Origin of the sequence: Azoarcus sp. DN11, assembly GCF_003628555.1 — a bacterium.
In the GTDB taxonomy this organism is placed as follows: domain Bacteria; phylum Pseudomonadota; class Gammaproteobacteria; order Burkholderiales; family Rhodocyclaceae; genus Aromatoleum.
On sequence record NZ_CP021731.1, the window covers coordinates 2,621,168 to 2,637,537 of the forward strand.

Annotated in this window: 16 protein-coding genes; 10 read left to right on the forward strand and 6 right to left on the reverse strand. The window is 67.1% G+C overall.

The annotated features are described in order from the left end of the window. Positions 1-37 precede the first annotated feature (37 nt). Positions 38-1,447 (reverse strand): sigma-54-dependent transcriptional regulator, encoded by a 1,410-nt coding sequence (locus CDA09_RS11990; RefSeq protein WP_164844410.1) that lies wholly within the window; start codon positions 1,445-1,447, stop codon positions 38-40. Further along, entirely contained in the window at positions 1,422-3,749 is a 2,328-nt protein-coding gene (locus tag CDA09_RS11995) for a PAS domain-containing sensor histidine kinase (protein ID WP_128106564.1), read from the reverse strand. Before CDA09_RS11995 ends, CDA09_RS11990 begins: the two co-directional genes overlap by 26 nt. 214 nt (positions 3,750-3,963) lie before the next feature. Between CDA09_RS11995 and CDA09_RS12000 the strand changes: the two genes are divergently transcribed. Then, positions 3,964-5,145, forward strand: a complete 1,182-nt coding sequence (locus tag CDA09_RS12000; protein WP_121428895.1) for a trans-sulfuration enzyme family protein — start codon at positions 3,964-3,966, stop codon at positions 5,143-5,145. An 11-nt stretch (positions 5,146-5,156) separates the two neighbouring features. Here the strand turns inward: CDA09_RS12000 and CDA09_RS12005 are convergent, their stop codons facing one another. Continuing rightward, a complete protein-coding gene (locus CDA09_RS12005; RefSeq protein ID WP_121428896.1) occupies positions 5,157-5,999 on the reverse strand; it encodes a DMT family transporter in 843 nt (280 codons plus the stop codon). 318 nt (positions 6,000-6,317) lie between these two features. Then, positions 6,318-6,557, reverse strand: a complete 240-nt coding sequence (locus tag CDA09_RS23185) for a hypothetical protein (protein WP_128106565.1) — start codon at positions 6,555-6,557, stop codon at positions 6,318-6,320. A gap of 87 nt (positions 6,558-6,644) precedes the next feature. On the opposite strand from CDA09_RS23185, the gene CDA09_RS12010 reads away from it, so the two are divergent. Further along, positions 6,645-9,104 (forward strand): cytochrome-c peroxidase, encoded by a 2,460-nt coding sequence (locus tag CDA09_RS12010; RefSeq protein WP_121428898.1) that lies wholly within the window; start codon positions 6,645-6,647, stop codon positions 9,102-9,104. A 66-nt stretch (positions 9,105-9,170) separates the two neighbouring features. Here the strand turns inward: CDA09_RS12010 and CDA09_RS23190 are convergent, their stop codons facing one another. Beyond that, the gene (locus CDA09_RS23190; RefSeq protein WP_128106566.1) at positions 9,171-9,425 is read right to left on the reverse strand and encodes a hypothetical protein; all 255 of its coding nucleotides are present in this window, start codon (positions 9,423-9,425) and stop codon (positions 9,171-9,173) included. Between the two features lie 112 nt (positions 9,426-9,537). Here CDA09_RS23190 and CDA09_RS12015 point away from each other — a divergent pair, with 112 nt between their 5' ends. The 8 genes from CDA09_RS12015 (at position 9,538) to CDA09_RS12050 (ending at position 15,886) form a co-directional block, all read left to right on the forward strand. After that, positions 9,538-9,954 (forward strand): M67 family metallopeptidase, encoded by a 417-nt coding sequence (locus CDA09_RS12015; protein WP_121428900.1) that lies wholly within the window; start codon positions 9,538-9,540, stop codon positions 9,952-9,954. Further along, positions 9,951-11,402 (forward strand): molybdopterin-synthase adenylyltransferase MoeB, encoded by a 1,452-nt coding sequence (moeB, locus tag CDA09_RS12020; RefSeq protein ID WP_121428901.1) that lies wholly within the window; start codon positions 9,951-9,953, stop codon positions 11,400-11,402. The genes CDA09_RS12015 and moeB overlap by 4 nt, the downstream gene beginning before the upstream one ends. Before the next feature lie 26 nt (positions 11,403-11,428). Further along, positions 11,429-12,355 carry a PLP-dependent cysteine synthase family protein gene (locus tag CDA09_RS12025; RefSeq protein WP_121428902.1) on the forward strand — a complete coding sequence of 309 codons (927 nt, stop codon included), beginning with the start codon at positions 11,429-11,431 and terminating at the stop codon, positions 12,353-12,355. Positions 12,356-12,399: 44 nt separating this feature from the next. After that, on the forward strand, positions 12,400-13,059 hold the full coding sequence (locus tag CDA09_RS12030) for a peroxiredoxin (protein ID WP_121428904.1): 660 nt from the start codon (positions 12,400-12,402) through the stop codon (positions 13,057-13,059). Between the two features lie 199 nt (positions 13,060-13,258). Beyond that, positions 13,259-13,612, forward strand: coding sequence for a hypothetical protein (locus tag CDA09_RS12035; protein WP_121428906.1), 354 nt, complete (start codon positions 13,259-13,261; stop codon positions 13,610-13,612). A gap of 153 nt (positions 13,613-13,765) precedes the next feature. Then, positions 13,766-14,386 carry a LemA family protein gene (locus CDA09_RS12040; RefSeq protein ID WP_121430849.1) on the forward strand — a complete coding sequence of 207 codons (621 nt, stop codon included), beginning with the start codon at positions 13,766-13,768 and terminating at the stop codon, positions 14,384-14,386. Between the two features lie 29 nt (positions 14,387-14,415). Further along, a complete protein-coding gene (locus CDA09_RS12045) occupies positions 14,416-15,321 on the forward strand; it encodes a TPM domain-containing protein (protein ID WP_121428907.1) in 906 nt (301 codons plus the stop codon). Positions 15,322-15,352: 31 nt separating this feature from the next. Then, complete coding sequence (locus CDA09_RS12050) at positions 15,353-15,886, forward strand: TPM domain-containing protein (RefSeq protein ID WP_121428909.1); 534 nt, start codon at positions 15,353-15,355, stop codon at positions 15,884-15,886. Positions 15,887-15,905: 19 nt separating this feature from the next. Here CDA09_RS12050 and CDA09_RS12055 read toward each other — a convergent pair whose 3' ends face one another. Continuing rightward, entirely contained in the window at positions 15,906-16,262 is a 357-nt protein-coding gene (locus CDA09_RS12055; RefSeq protein WP_121428910.1) for a DUF423 domain-containing protein, read from the reverse strand. Positions 16,263-16,370 lie beyond the last annotated feature (108 nt).

Genomic DNA, 16,370 nt, shown 5'->3' on the forward strand with positions numbered 1-16,370 from the left:
AGGGAAAACGGGCGGTGGTTGGAAATTGACCAGCCGATCAATTTTTGACCGGTTGAAAACCATCCCCGCCACCTTCGCCCGCGCCCGGTTGCAGCTCGTATTCGCGCAGCTTGGTGCGCAGCGTCAACCGGGTGATGCCGAGGATCTCCGCGGCCCGTGTTTTGTTGCCCGCGACGTGGTCCAGTACGCGCAGGATGTGCTGGCGCTCCACCTCCGCCAGCGACATCGGGGTCGCAGCTTCATCCGCGGCTACTGCACTTTCGCCGCTCGCAGGCGCGGCGGCGTGCCCGAAGGGCAGCTGCTCGACCGTGATGACGCCATCCGACGCGAGGATTGCCGCGCGCTCCATCACGTTGCGCAGCTCGCGGATGTTGCCGGGCCAGCGGTACGCGAGCAGGCGCGACACCACTTCGGGTTCGATCGCCGGGCTCGTCATGCCCAGATGCAGCGCGGCCAGTTCCAGGAAGTGGCGTGCCAGCGGCAGGATGTCGGCGGCGCGTTCGCGCAGCGGCGGCACGGCGATGCTGCCGACGTTGAGGCGGTAGAAGAGATCCTCGCGGAAGCTGCCGTCGCGAACCATCACGGGCAGGTTGCGGTGCGTTGCAGCGACGAAGCGCACATCGACGCGGATCTCCTTGCTGCCGCCCAGGCGGCGGAAGGCCTGGGTCTCCAGCACGCGCAGCAGCTTGGGTTGCAGGGCGGGCGACAGGTCGCCGACCTCGTCGAGGAACAGCGTGCCGCCGTCGGCCAGTTCGAGCAGGCCCTTCTTGGCCTGGCGCGCGTCGGTGAAGGCGCCCTTCTCGTGGCCGAACATCTCCGATTCGAGCAGCCCTTCGGGCAGCGCCGAGCAGTTCAGCGTCACCCACGGCCCCGCGGCGCGGGCCGACAGGCTGTGGATGGACTGTGCGATGTGTTCCTTGCCGGTGCCCGACTCGCCGAGGATCAGCGCCGGCACGCGCCCCGCGGCGGCAATCTTGCGTGTCGTCTCGAGCAACTCGCGGAACGCGGCGCTGTCGCCGATCAGCCCCGGCACGACGTCCCCGCCCGCCTGCGCGCGGCGCCATTCGACCTCGCGCCGCAGCTGGCGCGTCTCGAAAGCCCGCCGGATCAGGCTGTCGAGGTCATCGAGGTCGAAGGGCTTGTTGATGTAGTCGTAAGCCCCCGCCTTCAGTGCCGCGACAGCTGTGCGCACCTCAGGGTAGGCCGTCATCGTCACGACCAGCGCGTCCTCCTCGAACTCGTGCAGGCGCGCGATCACCTCCAGTCCGGGGATGTCGGGCAGGCGCAGGTCGAGCAGGATCAGCCCGAAGCGCGTCTCGCGCGCGAGCGCCAACCCGTCGAGGCCGCAGGCGGCGGCCTGCACTTCGTAACCCTTGCGCGACAGCAGGCCCAGCAGGGTCAGGCGCAGGGTCTCGTCGTCTTCAATGATGAGGATGGTGTTGCTCATGCCCGCTCGCGGAATGTATTGGCCACAGCAGCGTGAAGCAGCTTCCATGCCGTCCGTCGCTGTTCACCCCGATCTCGGCTCCATGCTCCTCCACGATCTTGTGCACGATGGACAGCCCGAGCCCCGAGCCGCCCTCGCGCGTCGTGAAGAAGGGTTCGAAGATGCGCCGCTGCAAGGTCTCCGGAATGCCCGGCCCGCTGTCGCGCACGTCGATGCGGACCCGCTCGCCTTCTGCCCCGGCTGCGATGACGACGGTACCGCCGTCGGGCTGCGCGCGCAGCGCGTTGATCACGAGGTTCAGCAGCACCTGCTTGAGCTGCGCCGGGTCGGCGCGCAGCGGCGGCAGTGTGTCGGGAATGTGCGTCGTGATCTCGACCTTCTGGTTGCGTGCCTCCTTGCGCGTCCAGAACAGGATGTCGGTCAGCGTCTCCCCCAACGGCGTCGCGCGCAGGTCGGGCGCCGTGGGAGCCGCGAAACCGTGGAAGGTGCGCAGGAAATCCGAGAGCCGGTCCGTTTCCCCTTCGAGACGGCGCAGCGCCTCGAACACGCCGGGAGGCAGGTCATCCTCGTACTGCAGGGCCTGGGCGACGGCCTTCATGCCCGCCAGCGGGTTGCCGATCTCATGCGCGAGTCCCATCGCGAGCTCGCCCATGGTGGCCATCTTGTCCATCTGGAACAGTTGCCGATCGAGCTCGCGGCGCTCGTCCTGCAGGCGCCGCTCGTCGCTGATGTCGCGGGCGACGACCAGGAACGAGCGTCCGCCGCTGACATCGCGCGTCGAGGTGATCGACAGCGCGAGCACCCTCCCCCGGGTCTTGAGATCGCGGCGCACGGGCATGTCGTCGGCGATATCGGCGGCGATACTCGGCCATTCGCTCCAGAATTCGGCCAGGCGACTACCGGCGACCTCCGCATCCGAGCCCAGCAGCTCCCGCGCTGCGCCGTTCGCCAGCGTGATCTCGCCGTTTTCCGCAACGACCAGGATGCCGTCGCCGGTATGTTGAATGATCGCGGCAAGCCAGGCACGCTCGTGAGCGAGTTCCCGCGTCCGGGCGCCAACCTCGTCTTCGAGCCGGTCACGATGCGCTGCGAGCTTCCCGTAAAGCTCGGCGAGGCGGTCGGTCATCGCATTGAACTTGGTCCCGAGGTCCGCGATCTCGTCGTCGCCGGAAATGCTCACGCGTCGCGTGAAATCGCCGGCGGCGATCGCCTCCGTCTCCTGCGCCAGCGCGTCCACAGGGCCCAGAAGACGGCGGGACAACGCGTAGCCGCCGATCGCCGTGACAATCATCGCGACAACGAGGACGGCATACAGGACGTACAGGTTGACGACAGAGAAGAACAGCGCCTGTTGCGCCATGTCCACCGCGATCACCCAGCGCCCCCCGGTCGTATCCGGAAAGGCCTGGCCGAATTCGATCGGTGCGTACGCGACGATCCGCTCTCCGGTCATCAGCGTGCCTTCGCGCCCGCTCTGCACTGCGGGAAGATGCGACGCGCCGAACACGTCCTGGAGGGCATCGACCGACTGCATCGCGAAGCCCGACGCGGTCTCGCGCGAGCGCGACAGGAAGTGCCCCGCGCGATCGAACAGATATGCCGTACCGTCGCGTGCAACCGCCATCTGCTCGATCTGTGCGAGCAGGATGTCGGCGTCGAGATTCACCACCAGGATGCCATCCGTGGCTGCACCCCGTTCGCCGAGCGCAATCGCGACCCGCACGACCGGATGCTCGGGTGTTTCGATCTGGCCGAACTCGACGTTCAGGTCGAGCGGCGAGACATACAGGCTGCCGGGTTCGATCTGCATCGCGTCGCGGAAATAATAGCGGTCGGACTTGTCCTGCAGTTCCTCCCCCGATACCACGATCACGTCGTGGCCGCGCCGGTCGACACGCACGCGCTCGTGGCCGTCCCGGCTGAGGAAACGGATCTGGTAGATATGCGGATAGGCCGACGCAAGCGCGCTGTAATCGTGTTCCAGGCGCCGCGTGGCGGCTTGTGCGCGAGCACCGTCTTCCTGCCGGATCGCGCTGCGCAGTTCCGCGAGTGCCGGCGCACCGGCAAGGTAGCGCAGCTCCGCGGAGAGCTGGTTGAAGAAGAGCGACACGCCCTTCGCACGAACCGACACTTCCTGTCTCAGATGGCGCAGGGTTTCTTCACGCAATTGGTCGACCGAAAGCGTCACCCCGATGATGCCGGCAATGCCGGTGGGGATGACCGCGGCGGCCAGGAATGCGAAGTAGATGCGCCGCGCAAGGCCGCCGCCGCCGAGCGCGCGCTTTAGTATGCGATCCAGCAAGAGACCTCCGTGGGTCGGCGCCACACTGCGGCGCGGTGCTCCGGACGGGAGCCACGCGCTTTCGCGCCTCGAAGCTTTCCGGGCACGGATCTTCGCATGAAATGCAGTTGCCGTAACACGCAGCCATGCTCTCCGGCATCCGCGGGAAAATGCGCGCCCCGCGCGGAACCATTGGTGCAACAATTCGGGATTCTTCCCGCTCGGGAGTCTCCCAATGAATCATCTGCGTACCCGTGCCGTCCATGCCGGTCAGAAACCGGACCCCGCGAGCGGCGCGATCGCCACCCCCATCAACCAGACATCCGCCTTCGCGTACGGCACGCTCGGCAACGGTGCCGCGATCTTTGCCGGCGAGGCGGACGGCTATCGCTACAGCCGTTTCGCCAATCCGACGGTCAAGGCGCTCGAAGACAAGATCGCCGACCTGGAAGGCGCCGCGGCGGCGGTCGCGTTCAGTAGCGGCACGGCCGCGGTGTCATCGACCGTGCTTTCCCTGCTCGCTCCCGGCGACGAAATCGTGTTCCTCGGGCCGCTCTACGGGGGAACGGAAAGCCTGTTCAACGCGTTCGGCGGGCGTTTCGGCATTCGTGTCGTGGACGCCACGGAGCGCGGGCTCGAAGCGAGCCTGTCGCCCGCGACGCGCCTGATCTGGGTCGAGACGCTGACCAACCCCACGCTGCGCCTGCACGACCTCGCGGCCGTCGCGGCGCTCGCGCGGGCGCGCGGCATCACGACGGTCGCAGACAACACGTTCTGCTCGCCATGCCTGACGCGTCCGCTCGAACACGGCATCGATCTCGTGATGCATTCGATGACCAAATACCTCGGCGGACATGGTGACAGCACCGGCGGCGTCCTTGCCGGCGCGGAACGGCTGATCGCCCCGGTGCGGGCGACCGGTCTCGGGCACGTCGGCGGCAATCTCGCACCGAACGAGGCCTTCCTGATCCTGCGCGGCGTCAAGACCCTGCCCCTGCGCATGGCGGCGCACTGCGAAGGCGCCGCGGAGGTCGCCGCCTTCCTGTCGGCGCATCCCGCGGTTGCCGCGACACACTACCCCGGGCTGGCGACACACCCGCAGCACGCGCTCGCGCGCCGGCAGATGGAGGGCGGCTACGGCGGTATCGTTTCGTTCGAGCTTGCACGAGGCACTCGTCGCGCGGCGGCAGCCCTGCTGGACAACCTGAAGCTGTTCACGCAGGCGGTGTCGCTAGGCGACGTCGACAGCCTCGCGTGCCATCCCGCGAGCACGACGCACAGCTTCGTCTCGCCCGAGGCACGGGCGCGGAGCGGGATCGACGAAGGATTGATCCGCCTCAGCGTGGGGATCGAGCACCCGCAGGACCTGATCGCCGACCTGGGCGAGGCGCTGGCCGCGAGCGTTGCCGCGGCCTGAGCGGCGGCGGCCTACTGCCGCTTCCTGCCCATGATCACCGCAGCGATGCCGGTCAGGACCGCCACGGAGGCCAGGATCAGACGCGCGGTGATGGCTTCGTCGAGAAACAGCGCAGCACCCAGGGTCGCGATGACCGGCACGCTCAGTTGCACTGTCGCGGCGCTGCTCGCGCGCAGACCCGGCAGGGCGCTGTACCACACGGCGTAGCCCAGCCCGGAAGCCAGGGCGCCCGACGCCACTGCGTACAGGACGCCCGCGACATCGGCGTCGAGACGCGGCAGCATCAGAAGGCTCAGCATCGCTGCGAAAGGCAGCGCGCGGATGAAATTGCCGCCGGTACTCGCGGCGGGATTACTGCCGCCCCGCCCGCGCAGGGAATAGATGCCCCAGGCGACACCGGCCACGATCATCAGCAGGGAGCCTTCCAGTGGCGGCGCCGACAACCCCGGCCGCAGCAGGATGACCAGGCCCGCAAACGCAAGCACCAGCCCGCCCGACTGCACGACGCCCAGGCGTTCGCCCCGCCACAGACCGTAGCCGATCATGGTGGCCTGGACCGCGCCGAACAGCAGCAAGGCCCCGGCTCCGGCCGGCAACGTGAGGTAGGCGAAGGAAAAGCCGGCCGCGTAGGCGAACAGTACGGTCGCGGAAAGCCAGTTGCCGTGACGGGAGGATGCGCCACCGCGCAATCGCACGATCAGCCACAGGATGAGCGCCCCGGAAGCCAGACGGATGCTGGTGAAGCCCGCAGCGTCGATGTGCGCTTCCCGCAGCGCCAGGCGGCACAGCAGCGAATTGGCCGCAAAGGCGATCATCGCCAGCGTCGTCAGCAGTACCACCTTGGTCTTGGTCATGCAGGTCGTTCCGTTTATGCCGGCGAGGTCGGCGGTTCAAGGGGGAAGATTCCGTTAACCGTTGTCGCAGGGTGCGCACTGCATCGCACGCAGAATGCCCTACCCCCTATTCGCTTCGCAACTTCAGTGAAGAGCGGACGAGGAGTTGCGGCACGTGCTTGCTCACGGACTCAGCACCACGCCCCAGAACGATACCGAATTACCCATATTCGGGGATTCCCCCACCATAAACGGGTGCACTCCACCATCAATGGGGCAGAACCCCCAAACACCCCTGAAACGGCCGGCACGCCAGGGCAGCGAGGCGGATGACCCAAACTATGCAATGTCGGCAACTGCGCCCAGCGCTCCGGCCTCTGCACGTGCCGGTTTCAGTGCGATCAAAATGACATTGGCAATATTGACCGGTTTGTGATGATGCCCGCCGCCTGATGCATCCATGCCAGAAGAAAGCGTCTCAGCGGACGGGCCGGACGGTGTAACCAGGTGTTGCGCGCGGCACGGGAATTGCCCTGCGCCCTCGTCGGCGTTGCCGCTCATCAAAAACGGTGCGGCCACGCAGTGCCTCGCTCCAGCGCTACCGTTCCACGAGAGCGGCGCCGAGCGGTTCGAGCAGTACCTGCAAGCCCGACATGAGGGAATACCATGAAAAAGCAAAAAAGCTCGTTACCCGTCTACCCGGTCTGCGCGACGCTGTTGTCCGTCACGTGCCTGCTGGCCGCCGGCCTCGGCCAGCCCGCCATCGCCCAGACCGCGATAGCCCCCGACCCCGCCCAACTCCGGGTCCTGGCGCTCAAGACGACCAATTCGCTGAAGACCGTCGGGGTCCCCAATCCCGGAAATCTCAAGGATTTTGTCGTCAACCGCGGCACGCTCATCAAGCTGGGCAAGGCCCTGTTCTGGGACCAGCAGGTGGGCAGCGACGGCCAGGCCTGCGGCAGTTGCCATTTCCACGCGGGAGCGGACAACCGCTCGCTGCATCAATTGAACCCCGGTTTCCGCAACCAGACCCCGGGAGCCGACCCCAACGCGTTCAGGGATGCGACCTTTTTCGGCCCCAACCTGACCACCTTCGGCCCCAATTACCAGTTGAAGCCCGATGACTTTCCGTTTCACAAGCTGGTCAACGTGAATGACCGCGAATCGGGCGTGCTTTCCGATACGAACGACGTCGTGTCGTCCCAAGGCGTATTCAACGCGACCTTCGGTGCCATCGGTGCCTCTAATGCGGCGATTTTTTCGCGGGACAGCGGGACGACCAATCTCGTGGGGCCCGGTGCGGTATTCCAGATCGGCGGCAGGCTGGTACGCAACGTCGAGCCGCGGAACACCCCGACAAACATCAACGCGGTCCTCAACGATCGCAATTTCTGGGATTCGCGTGCGCGGAACGAATTCAACGGTGTGAACCCGATTGGCGCCCTCGATCGGACCGCGATGGTGGTGCAGGTCAGTCCTGGCGGCCCGCCATCGCTGGTCGCGGTACGCATCGCCAATTCCTCCGCCGCCTCGCAGGCGGATGGTCCGCCGCTGAGCAACCTGGAAATGTCCTTTGCCGGCCGGCGATTCCCCGAACTGGGCCGGAAGATGCTCAACCCTGACCTCGTCGCGCTGGGTAGCCAGTTCGTCGCGAAGGATGACAGCATCCTGGGCGCCGACAGCAACCAGAACACGATTCCGGGAAGCCGGGGCATCAAGCCGAAATACGCGGTGCTGATCCAGAAGGCGTTCAGCCCCCAGTGGTGGAATGCGCCGGGCTGGTTCGTTGATCTCGGCACCGGCACGCCCGTCCTGAGGCAAGGCACGCCCTCGCGGCCGAATCAGTTCTCCGTCATGGAGTACAACTTCAGCCTCTTTTTCGGGATGGCGGTGAACGACTATGAAAGGCTGCTGATCTCGGATGGTTCGCCGTTCGACCAGTTCATGGAAGGGGTCGGCACGATCACGCCGGCCCCATTGCCGCTCTCGGACGCGCAGTTGCGTGGCCTGCAGACCTTCCTCACCAAGGGCGGATGCATCAACTGCCACAGCGGCCCGGAACTCACCAACGCTTCCCTCAGCAATGTGCTCAAGTTCGAGATCCTCGAACGCATGATCATGGGCAATGGCGGAGTCGCGGTGTACGACAACGGCCACTACAACGTCGGCGTGCGTCCGACGCTCGAGGACGTCGGCATCGGCGCCACCATCGGACCGGACAACCTGCCGCTGTCGAACACGGTCTTCTTCCAGAACTGCGTCCGCAAGGTAATGGGCGACGTCCCGGGAATTTCCGTTGCCGCGGCGAATCAGCAGTGCGGGGTACCGCAGATCGTGGCCCGGCCGGCAGAAGCGGCGGTGCTGCTGACCAGGGCGGTACAGTTGACGGAGGACGCTGCAATCCGCGCGGGAGCCGAGGCACGGATAGCGAGCGCCGAGGCCCTGCTGACGCAGGCCGTTCCCGACCTCGTAGGGGCCTCCTGCAAATTGGCGCGCAACCCGATACTATGCCCTACGGACCAGCCGGGTGCCGCAGACCTGCTTGCCACGGTCAACTTGCCGCCACAGGCACTGACGGACCTGCTGGCTGCAGCGGCGAGCCTGCTGCCGGATCCGGTCTCGCCGGGCACCTCGGCACGACTCTTCGCCCCGCCGCTTGGTCCCGATGAACGCGTGGCAGTGATGGGCGCGCACAAGGTGCCTTCCCTGCGCAACGTCGAGCTTACCGCGCCGTATTTCCACAACGGCGGGCAGGCAACGCTGCATCAGGTGGTGGAGTTCTACAACCGGGGCGGCGACTTTTCCGCCGTGAATCAGGATGATCTCGATCCCAACATCCATCCGCTGGGGCTGACCGACGAGGAGAAGGACGACCTCGTGGCGTTCCTGACGTCGCTCACCGACGACCGCGTGCGGTATGAGCGGGCCCCCTTCGATCGGCCGAGCATCAGCATCCCCAACGGGGCCCCGGCCGATGTGGCGGCGGCGATCTGCCTGTTTACGCAGGATGCGTGCGCAGTTGAAGCCCGGGTCGAGATTCCGGCAGTTGGCGCGACGGGCCATGTGCAAGCGCTGGGCACGCCGCACACGCCTTATGCGAACTTCCTTGACCCGCTGACACCGTAACGCATCCGCCTCTGCGGTGACAGCGGAGCGGCGGCCCTGCGGGGCCGCCGCGGCTTTTTGCCCGTGTCAGAAACTCTTCGACACGGCAAACACGTAGCGCTGCTTGAAGATCTCGCGCCACATCCCCTCCCCGTTCGTCGCGGCCAGCACTTCATAACCCTCGCACACATCCAGGCGCGCGCTGGTGACCGGATCGTCATCAACAACGAGAAGTCTGGCGGGTCGGTTTTCGATCAAGGCGGACTGGCGGGAACGGTCGGGGACAGGCCGGCAATAATATCGGGATTCACCTTCGCGCCGTCCGGGGATGCAGGCAGCCACAGGCAGACCTCGGCCTGCCTCAGACCGAGGAATCGAAGATTTGCGAACTCCTGTGGTCCGCTGTCGATCCAAGAAGGTGGAGTTTCATCCTCCGACAGCAGGGGACGCTCGAATGACGATGTTGAGGCTTTCCTCCCCCTTGCGCGATTCGATCCTCTCGGCGGCGCAGGCGGGTTACCCGAACGAGGTGTGCGGACTGCTTCTGGGGCAGCAGGACGGCGACGTGGTGACCGTGTGCACCGTGCATCCTGTGCGCAACGTGCATCCGGACCGCACCGCCGATCGTTTCCTGATCGAGCCGCAGGACTACCTCGACGCGGAATATGCCGCAGCCGCCGGCGGCGTGCAGGTGGTGGGCGTGTGGCATTCCCACCCCGACCACCCGGCGAGACCCTCGGCAACCGACCGCGAATTCGCCTGGGGCGGCTGGTCGTATCCGATCGTGTCCGTGAAGGCCGGCGTCGCCACCGAGTTGCGTTCGTGGCGGCTCGACGGCGAAGCGTTCGGCGAAGAGGAGGTGCTGTCATGAGCCGGGTCATCGTTCGCATTCCGACCCCGCTGCGCCCATATACCGGCGGGGCCGACGAAGTCGAGATCGAGGCCGCGACCGTCGGCGAAGCGCTCCGCTCGCTGGGTGGCCGCCACGAGGGCCTGCTGGCACGGGTGTGCGCGGCGGATGGCAGCCTGCGTCCGTTCGTGAACGTCTATCTCGGCGCCGAAAACGTGCGCGACCTGGGCGGGCTTGACGCCCCCCTGCCGCGCGACGGCGCGGTGCTCGCAATCGTCCCGGCGGTGGCGGGCGGTGCCGGCAGCGCGCGCGAGCGCCGGCTTGCGGAACTGAAGGCCAGCGTACCCGAGGTCAGCCCGGGCGAAGCCCTCGCGCGGCAGGCGCAGGGCGCCGCACTGATCGACGTGCGCGAGGCGGAAGAGATTGCTCAGGGCAGCCCGCGTGGCGCACTCCGGCTTGGTCGCGGTTTTCTCGAACTGCGCATCGAAGAGGCCATCCCCGACACCGACCGGACGATCCTCGTCATGTGCGGGGGCGGAACACGCTCGCTGTTTGCCGCCGAAGGGCTGCAGCGGCTCGGCTACCGCAACGTCGCCTCGGTCACGGGCGGCTTCTCGCGCTGGAAGGCCGAGGGCCTGCCGTTCGAGACGCCGCGCGGCCTCGATCCGCATGCGCGCGAACGCTACGCACGCCACCTGACGATGCCCGAGGTCGGCGAAGCCGGCCAGCGGCGCCTGCTCGACAGCCGCGTGCTGCTGATCGGCGCCGGTGGGCTCGGCTCTCCGGCGGGGCTGTATCTGGCCGCAGCCGGCGTCGGCACGCTGGGCATCGTCGACCACGACGTCGTGGATCGCTCCAATCTGCAGCGCCAGGTCCTGCACAACGACGAGCGCATCGGCCAACCCAAGGTCGAATCGGCGCGCCGCACGCTGCAGGGCCTCAACCCGTCGGTGAATATCGAGACCTTTGCGGAGCGCCTGAGCTCGGCGAACGTCGAACGCATCCTCACGGGCTACGACGTGGTGGTCGACGGTTCCGACAATTTCCCGACCCGCTATCTCGTCAACGATGCCTGCGTGCATCTGCAGATCCCGTGCGTGCATGGCTCGGTGTACCGCTTCGAGGGCCAGGTATCGGTGTTCTGGCCGCAGTGCCCACAGCGCCGTGGCCCATGCTACCGCTGCCTCTATCCCGAGCCGCCGCCCGCCGAATTCGCGCCCTCATGCGCAGATGCCGGGGTGCTTGGCGTGCTGCCCGGCGTGGTCGGACTGCTCGAAGCGGTGGAAACGGTCAAGCTGCTGCTGGGCCTGGGCGACCCGCTGGTCGGCCGCCTGCTGCATTACGACGCCCTGCACGCGCGCTTCGACGAGTACCGCCTGGCGGCGAACCCCGACTGCGCCGTGTGCGCGGAAGGACGTCCGTTCCCCGGCTATGTCGATTACGAAGCATTCTGCGCGACGGCGGCCTGAAAGGCGCCCCGCGACGGAAGACGGTCATGGCAGCGATCCCCGTACGTGAATCCCCCCTGCTCGCCCGCGTCGGCCACGTCCCGCTGGTCGAGGTCGGCAGCGCCTGCGAACTGGCGGGATGCCGCGTGTTCGCGACGCTGGAAGGCACGAATCCGGGCGGCTCGATCAAGGACCGGCCGGTCGTGCGCATGCTGATGAAAGCCTTGCAGACCGGTCGCCTCGACGGCGAACGGCGGCTGCTCGATTCGTCGTCGGGCAACGCCGGGATCTCCTATGCACTGTACGGGGCCGCCCTGGGCGTGCCGGTAACGCTGGTCGTGCCGGGCAATGCCAGCCGCGAACGGCTCGACCGCATCCGCGCGAGCGGCGCCGAACTGATCCTCACTGATCCCCTCGAAGGCTACGACTTCGCCGTCGCCGAGGCACGCCGCCTCGCGCGCGAACAGCCCGAACGTTACTGGTACTGCGACCAGTACTCGAACCCGGAGAACTGGCGCGCGCATTACGACACCACCGGCGTGGAGCTGCTGCGCGGCATCATCGCAACGACCGGCCGGCCGCCGGATGCCTTCGTCGCGGGCATCGGCACCGGCGGCACGCTGACCGGGGTCGGGCGCCGACTGAAGGAGGCCCACCCGGCAACGCGGGTGGTCGCGGCCATCCCGGACGAATTTCCCGGCATCGAGGGCCTCAAGCCCCTCGGCCATCCGGGCGACATGGTGCCGGCGATCCTCGACGAAAGCCTGATCGACCGCCGCCTGCCGGTGCGCATGGAGGATGCGATACCGATGTGCCGCAAGCTCGCGAAGGCCGGCCTGTTCGTCGGCCCGTCGGCCGGGGCCTTGGTGCACGCCGCGTGCCGCGTGGCGGCCGAGGACGACGTGCGGTGCATCGCGACGGTGCTGCCGGATACCGGCGAACGCTACGTGTCTACCGGTCTGTGGGCATCATGAGACAACGGGAGTGACAGGGAGCCAGGAACTCACGGAGGTTTGAAATGGCATTGCGGCTAGGCGACGACGCACCGGACTTCACGGCCGAAACGACCCAGGGAAGGATCCGGTTCCACGAATGGATCGGGGATGGTTGGGCGATCCTGTTCTCACATCCGAAAGACTTCACGCCCGTCTGCACCACCGAACTCGGCTACATGGCCGGGCTCAAGAAGGAGTTCGACAAACGCAACACCAAGATCATCGGCCTGAGCGTGGACAGCGTCGGCGACCACGAACGCTGGTCGAAGGACATCGAGGAAACGCAGGGCCACAAGATCAATTACCCGCTGATCGGCGACCCGGACCTGAAGGTGGCCAAGCTGTACGACATGATCCACCCCAACGCCAGCGGTAGCGCGAAGGAACGCACGGCGCAGGACAACCTGACAGTGCGTTCGGTCTTCGTGATCGGCCCCGACAAGAAGGTCAAGCTGATGCTCACCTACCCGATGAGCACCGGCCGGAACTTCGACGAGGTCCTGCGCGTGCTCGACTCGATCCAGTTGACGGCAAAACACAAGGTGGCGACGCCGGTGAACTGGAAGTCGGGCGAGGATGTGATCATCGTCCCCGCGGTCTCCGACGAAGAGGCGAAAACGCGCTACCCGGGCGGCTGGAAGGCAGCAAAACCCTACCTGCGCATCGTGCCGCAGCCCAAGTAGCCGTGCACGGACCGCTTGCGCAGGCGAATTGCCGGGTGTAAACCTCTTGCGACGGGAGGGGATGCTGCTATACCAAGAACGATCCCCTTCCGACGCGAGAGAGGAGCAGAACATGTCCAAACAGACCCTGGCACAGAACTCCCGACGAGCGCCCCAGAAGGAGCGCCCATCCCAAGCGCAAGAGACTACCCCGTCGCCGATGACCGAGCTGGCCGCCGCCATGATGGGCGTGCCGTGGCTGAACCTGTGGTCGGACGCCTGGACGGCGTGGCTGCAACAGTGCGAAGCGAACATGTCGGCGCTGCAGGCCGGAAATGCCGAATCCCCGGACCGTCGCCAGAACGGCACGTCGTGGCTGCCGCAGTTCGAGTCGAAGGTTATCCCCTTCCGCCGCAGCGACGACAAGCCGGGCGTCGAAGCTACCAAGCTGTCGATGCGTTTCCGCGTCCCGGCTTTTCCGTGGATGGTGGGAAGCAACATCATCGCGATCGACACGGTGATGCCTCGCCCCGTCGAGCCGTCCGACGAGAGGTTCCGCACGCCGGAGAAGTGACGAGACACCGCAGGGCCGGGCACGAAACAGGTCCGAGCCGCGGCACCGTCCGCCGCCGGCCATCTGCGCACGGATCCTTGCCGCATAGGGTATCATCATGGCATCCGCGAGCCCGCCCTCCCGGCGGGTTCCGCTCGTTCGAGGGATGCGATGATGGTCTGGTCATTTGTTCGCCGCTTTCCGGTAATCCTCGTGCTGCTTGCCGCCATCGGCCTCGGCGGTTGCGGCTACAACGACTTCCAGCGGCTCGATGAACAGAGCAAGGCCGCGTGGGCGGAGGTGCTGAACCAGTACCAGCGCCGCGCCGACCTCATTCCCAACCTCGTCGCCACCGTCAAGGGCGAGGCGAGCTTCGAGCAGGAAACGCTGACGAAGGTGATCGAGGCGCGCGCCAAGGCAACCGCGATCCAGGTCACGCCGGCGATGCTCAACGATCCCCAGGCGATGGAGCGTTTCCAGCAGGCACAGAGCCAGCTGGGCGGGGCCCTGTCGCGCCTGCTTGCCGTCGCCGAGAACTACCCCAGCCTGAAAGCCAACCAGGCGTTCCAGGATCTGCGCGTGCAACTCGAAGGAACCGAGAACCGCATCGCTGTCGCGCGCAACAGCTACATCAAGTCCGTGCAGGCGTACAACATCCTCGCACGCAGCTTCCCCACCAACCTGACCGCGATGGCGTTCAGCTACGCGCCCAAGGCGGGCTTCACGGTCGCGAGCGAGCAGGAGATCTCGCGGCCGCCGTCCGTCGATTTCGGCGGCGGCGCAGGGAAATACTGAGACTATCCCCGCCGGCCTGCAACCGACCGATGCCCGCGCGCGAATTTCTCCTGCGGCTGGCGTTGTGCATCGGCGCGCTGCTGGTGTGGCCGGGGATCGCCGGCGCACAGGAGCTGCTCCCGGTACCCCCGCTCACGGCACGCGTCATTGACCAGACGGGCACGCTTTCGTCCGGCGAGCGGCAGGCGCTCGAACAGAAACTGGCGGCATTCGAAAAAGAGCGCGGCAGCCAACTGGTCGTGCTGATCGTCCCGACCACGGCACCGGAGGACATCGCAGCCTTCGCCAATCGTGTCGCCGCCGACTGGAAGATCGGCCGGCGCGACGTCGGCGACGGGTTGCTGCTGGTCGTCGCCAAGAACGACCGGCGCGTGCGCATCGAGGTCGCCCGTGCGCTGGAAGGGGCCGTGCCCGATCTCGCCGCCTTCCACATCATCGACCGCGCCATCACGCCCGCCTTCCGCGAGGGCCGCTTTGCGGCCGGCATCGATGCCGGCGTGGAGGCGCTGATGGCGCGCGTGCGCGGCGAAAACCTGCCCCTTCCCGAACCCGAAACCCGCGACTCGGGCGGCTTCGGGTCCCTGCAGGACATCGCGGCGTTCATCATGTTCGGTGTGCCCATCGTCGGCGGCATCCTCGTCGCGATCCTGGGGCGCAAGCTCGGTGCGCTGGCAACCGGGGGCGTCTTCGGCCTTCTTGCGAAATTGCTGCTCGGCAGCCTCGTGCTCGGCGTCATTGCCGGCGTGCTCGCCTTCATCTTCGTCCTGGCGCTCGGCACCGGCACCGGTGGCGGACGGGGTGGGCGGGGCGGGCCCGGCGGGCCGATCATCTGGGGCGGCGGCGGCCGGGGCCGGTTCGGTGGAGATGGAGGCGGCGGATTCGGTTCCGGCGGGGGCGGGAGTTTCGGCGGCGGAGGCGCGTCAGGGCGATGGTAGGGAAAACGCACGCCATGTCGGAGGGCAAGCGATGAGCGCCCTCGCCCGCCTCGTCCGCCACCTGTGGCTGGACACTGCCGACGCACGACGGGCGGTCGGTGCCGAGGCGATACGGCGCCTGGAGGCGCGCGTGCGCGAGAGCGAGCGGCAGCATACGGGCGAGATCTGCCTGTGCGTCGAGGCGAGCCTCCCCATGAGTTACCTGTGGCGCCATCTCAAGGGAGCGCCGATCGACGTCGTCGTGCGCGAACGCGCCGTGACCCTGTTCGGGAAGCTGCGCGTCTGGGACACGGAGCTCAACAACGGCGTCCTGATCTACCTGCAACTGGCGGAACGCCGGGTTGAAGTCGTCGCCGACCGCGCCGTGGCACGGACCGTGAGTGACGCGGCATGGGAGCGCATGATCGCCGACGTCACGCCCGCATTCCGGGCGAACCGCTACGAGGAAGGACTGGAGCGGACGATCGACGCCGTGAGCGCGGTGCTCAGGTCCGGTTTCCCCGCGACGGATGCCAACGGCACGGCACGGCCGAACCAGTTGCCGAACCGGCCCGTCGTGCGCTGAGCGGCGCCTGGCGATACCCTCAACCGCGCAGGCCCCGCCACGCGAGCAGCAGCCAGCCGGCAATCATCAGCGTGCCGCCGATCGGCGTGATCATCCCCAGCACGCGCCATCCACTCAGCGCCATCACATACAGGCTGCCGGAAAAGATCAGCGTACCGAGCGCGAGCAGCACGGCTGCGGGCCCCGCGTTCGGGAGCCGCCAGGCGCCGAGCGCGAGCAGCCCCGTGGCGTGCCACATCTGGTACTGCACGGCAGTGGTCCACCAGCCGAGTTCGGCAGGACCGAGCACATTGCGCAGGGCGTGCGCGCCAAAAGCCCCGAGGGCAACGCCCAACCCGGCGAGCAGGCTGCCCGCGATCAGGATGAATCGGTTCATGAATTTTCGCCCGCTGCGACGCAACGAATGCCGTGAAGCATTGGATTCCCGCACGGCACGTGCCGTGCAGAGGAGTGATCGTCGGGAAAACTGCCGGACGATAGGAAC

Excerpts from the sequence above, each read along its gene's own strand:
- CDA09_RS12010 (WP_121428898.1), top strand. The coding sequence starts at position 6,645 with ATGAAAAAGCAAAAAAGCTCGTTACCCGTCTACCCGGTCTGCGCGACG.
- CDA09_RS12005 (WP_121428896.1), bottom strand. The coding sequence starts at position 5,999 with ATGACCAAGACCAAGGTGGTACTGCTGACGACGCTGGCGATGATCGCC.
- CDA09_RS11990 (WP_164844410.1), bottom strand. The coding sequence starts at position 1,447 with ATGAGCAACACCATCCTCATCATTGAAGACGACGAGACCCTGCGCCTG.
- CDA09_RS12035 (WP_121428906.1), top strand. The coding sequence starts at position 13,259 with ATGACCGAGCTGGCCGCCGCCATGATGGGCGTGCCGTGGCTGAACCTG.
- CDA09_RS12040 (WP_121430849.1), top strand. The coding sequence starts at position 13,766 with ATGGTCTGGTCATTTGTTCGCCGCTTTCCGGTAATCCTCGTGCTGCTT.
- moeB (WP_121428901.1), top strand. The coding sequence starts at position 9,951 with ATGAGCCGGGTCATCGTTCGCATTCCGACCCCGCTGCGCCCATATACC.
- CDA09_RS12030 (WP_121428904.1), top strand. The coding sequence starts at position 12,400 with ATGGCATTGCGGCTAGGCGACGACGCACCGGACTTCACGGCCGAAACG.
- CDA09_RS12055 (WP_121428910.1), bottom strand. The coding sequence starts at position 16,262 with ATGAACCGATTCATCCTGATCGCGGGCAGCCTGCTCGCCGGGTTGGGC.
- CDA09_RS12045 (WP_121428907.1), top strand. The coding sequence starts at position 14,416 with ATGCCCGCGCGCGAATTTCTCCTGCGGCTGGCGTTGTGCATCGGCGCG.
- CDA09_RS12025 (WP_121428902.1), top strand. The coding sequence starts at position 11,429 with ATGGCAGCGATCCCCGTACGTGAATCCCCCCTGCTCGCCCGCGTCGGC.
- CDA09_RS12050 (WP_121428909.1), top strand. The coding sequence starts at position 15,353 with ATGAGCGCCCTCGCCCGCCTCGTCCGCCACCTGTGGCTGGACACTGCC.
- CDA09_RS12015 (WP_121428900.1), top strand. The coding sequence starts at position 9,538 with ATGACGATGTTGAGGCTTTCCTCCCCCTTGCGCGATTCGATCCTCTCG.
- CDA09_RS12000 (WP_121428895.1), top strand. The coding sequence starts at position 3,964 with ATGAATCATCTGCGTACCCGTGCCGTCCATGCCGGTCAGAAACCGGAC.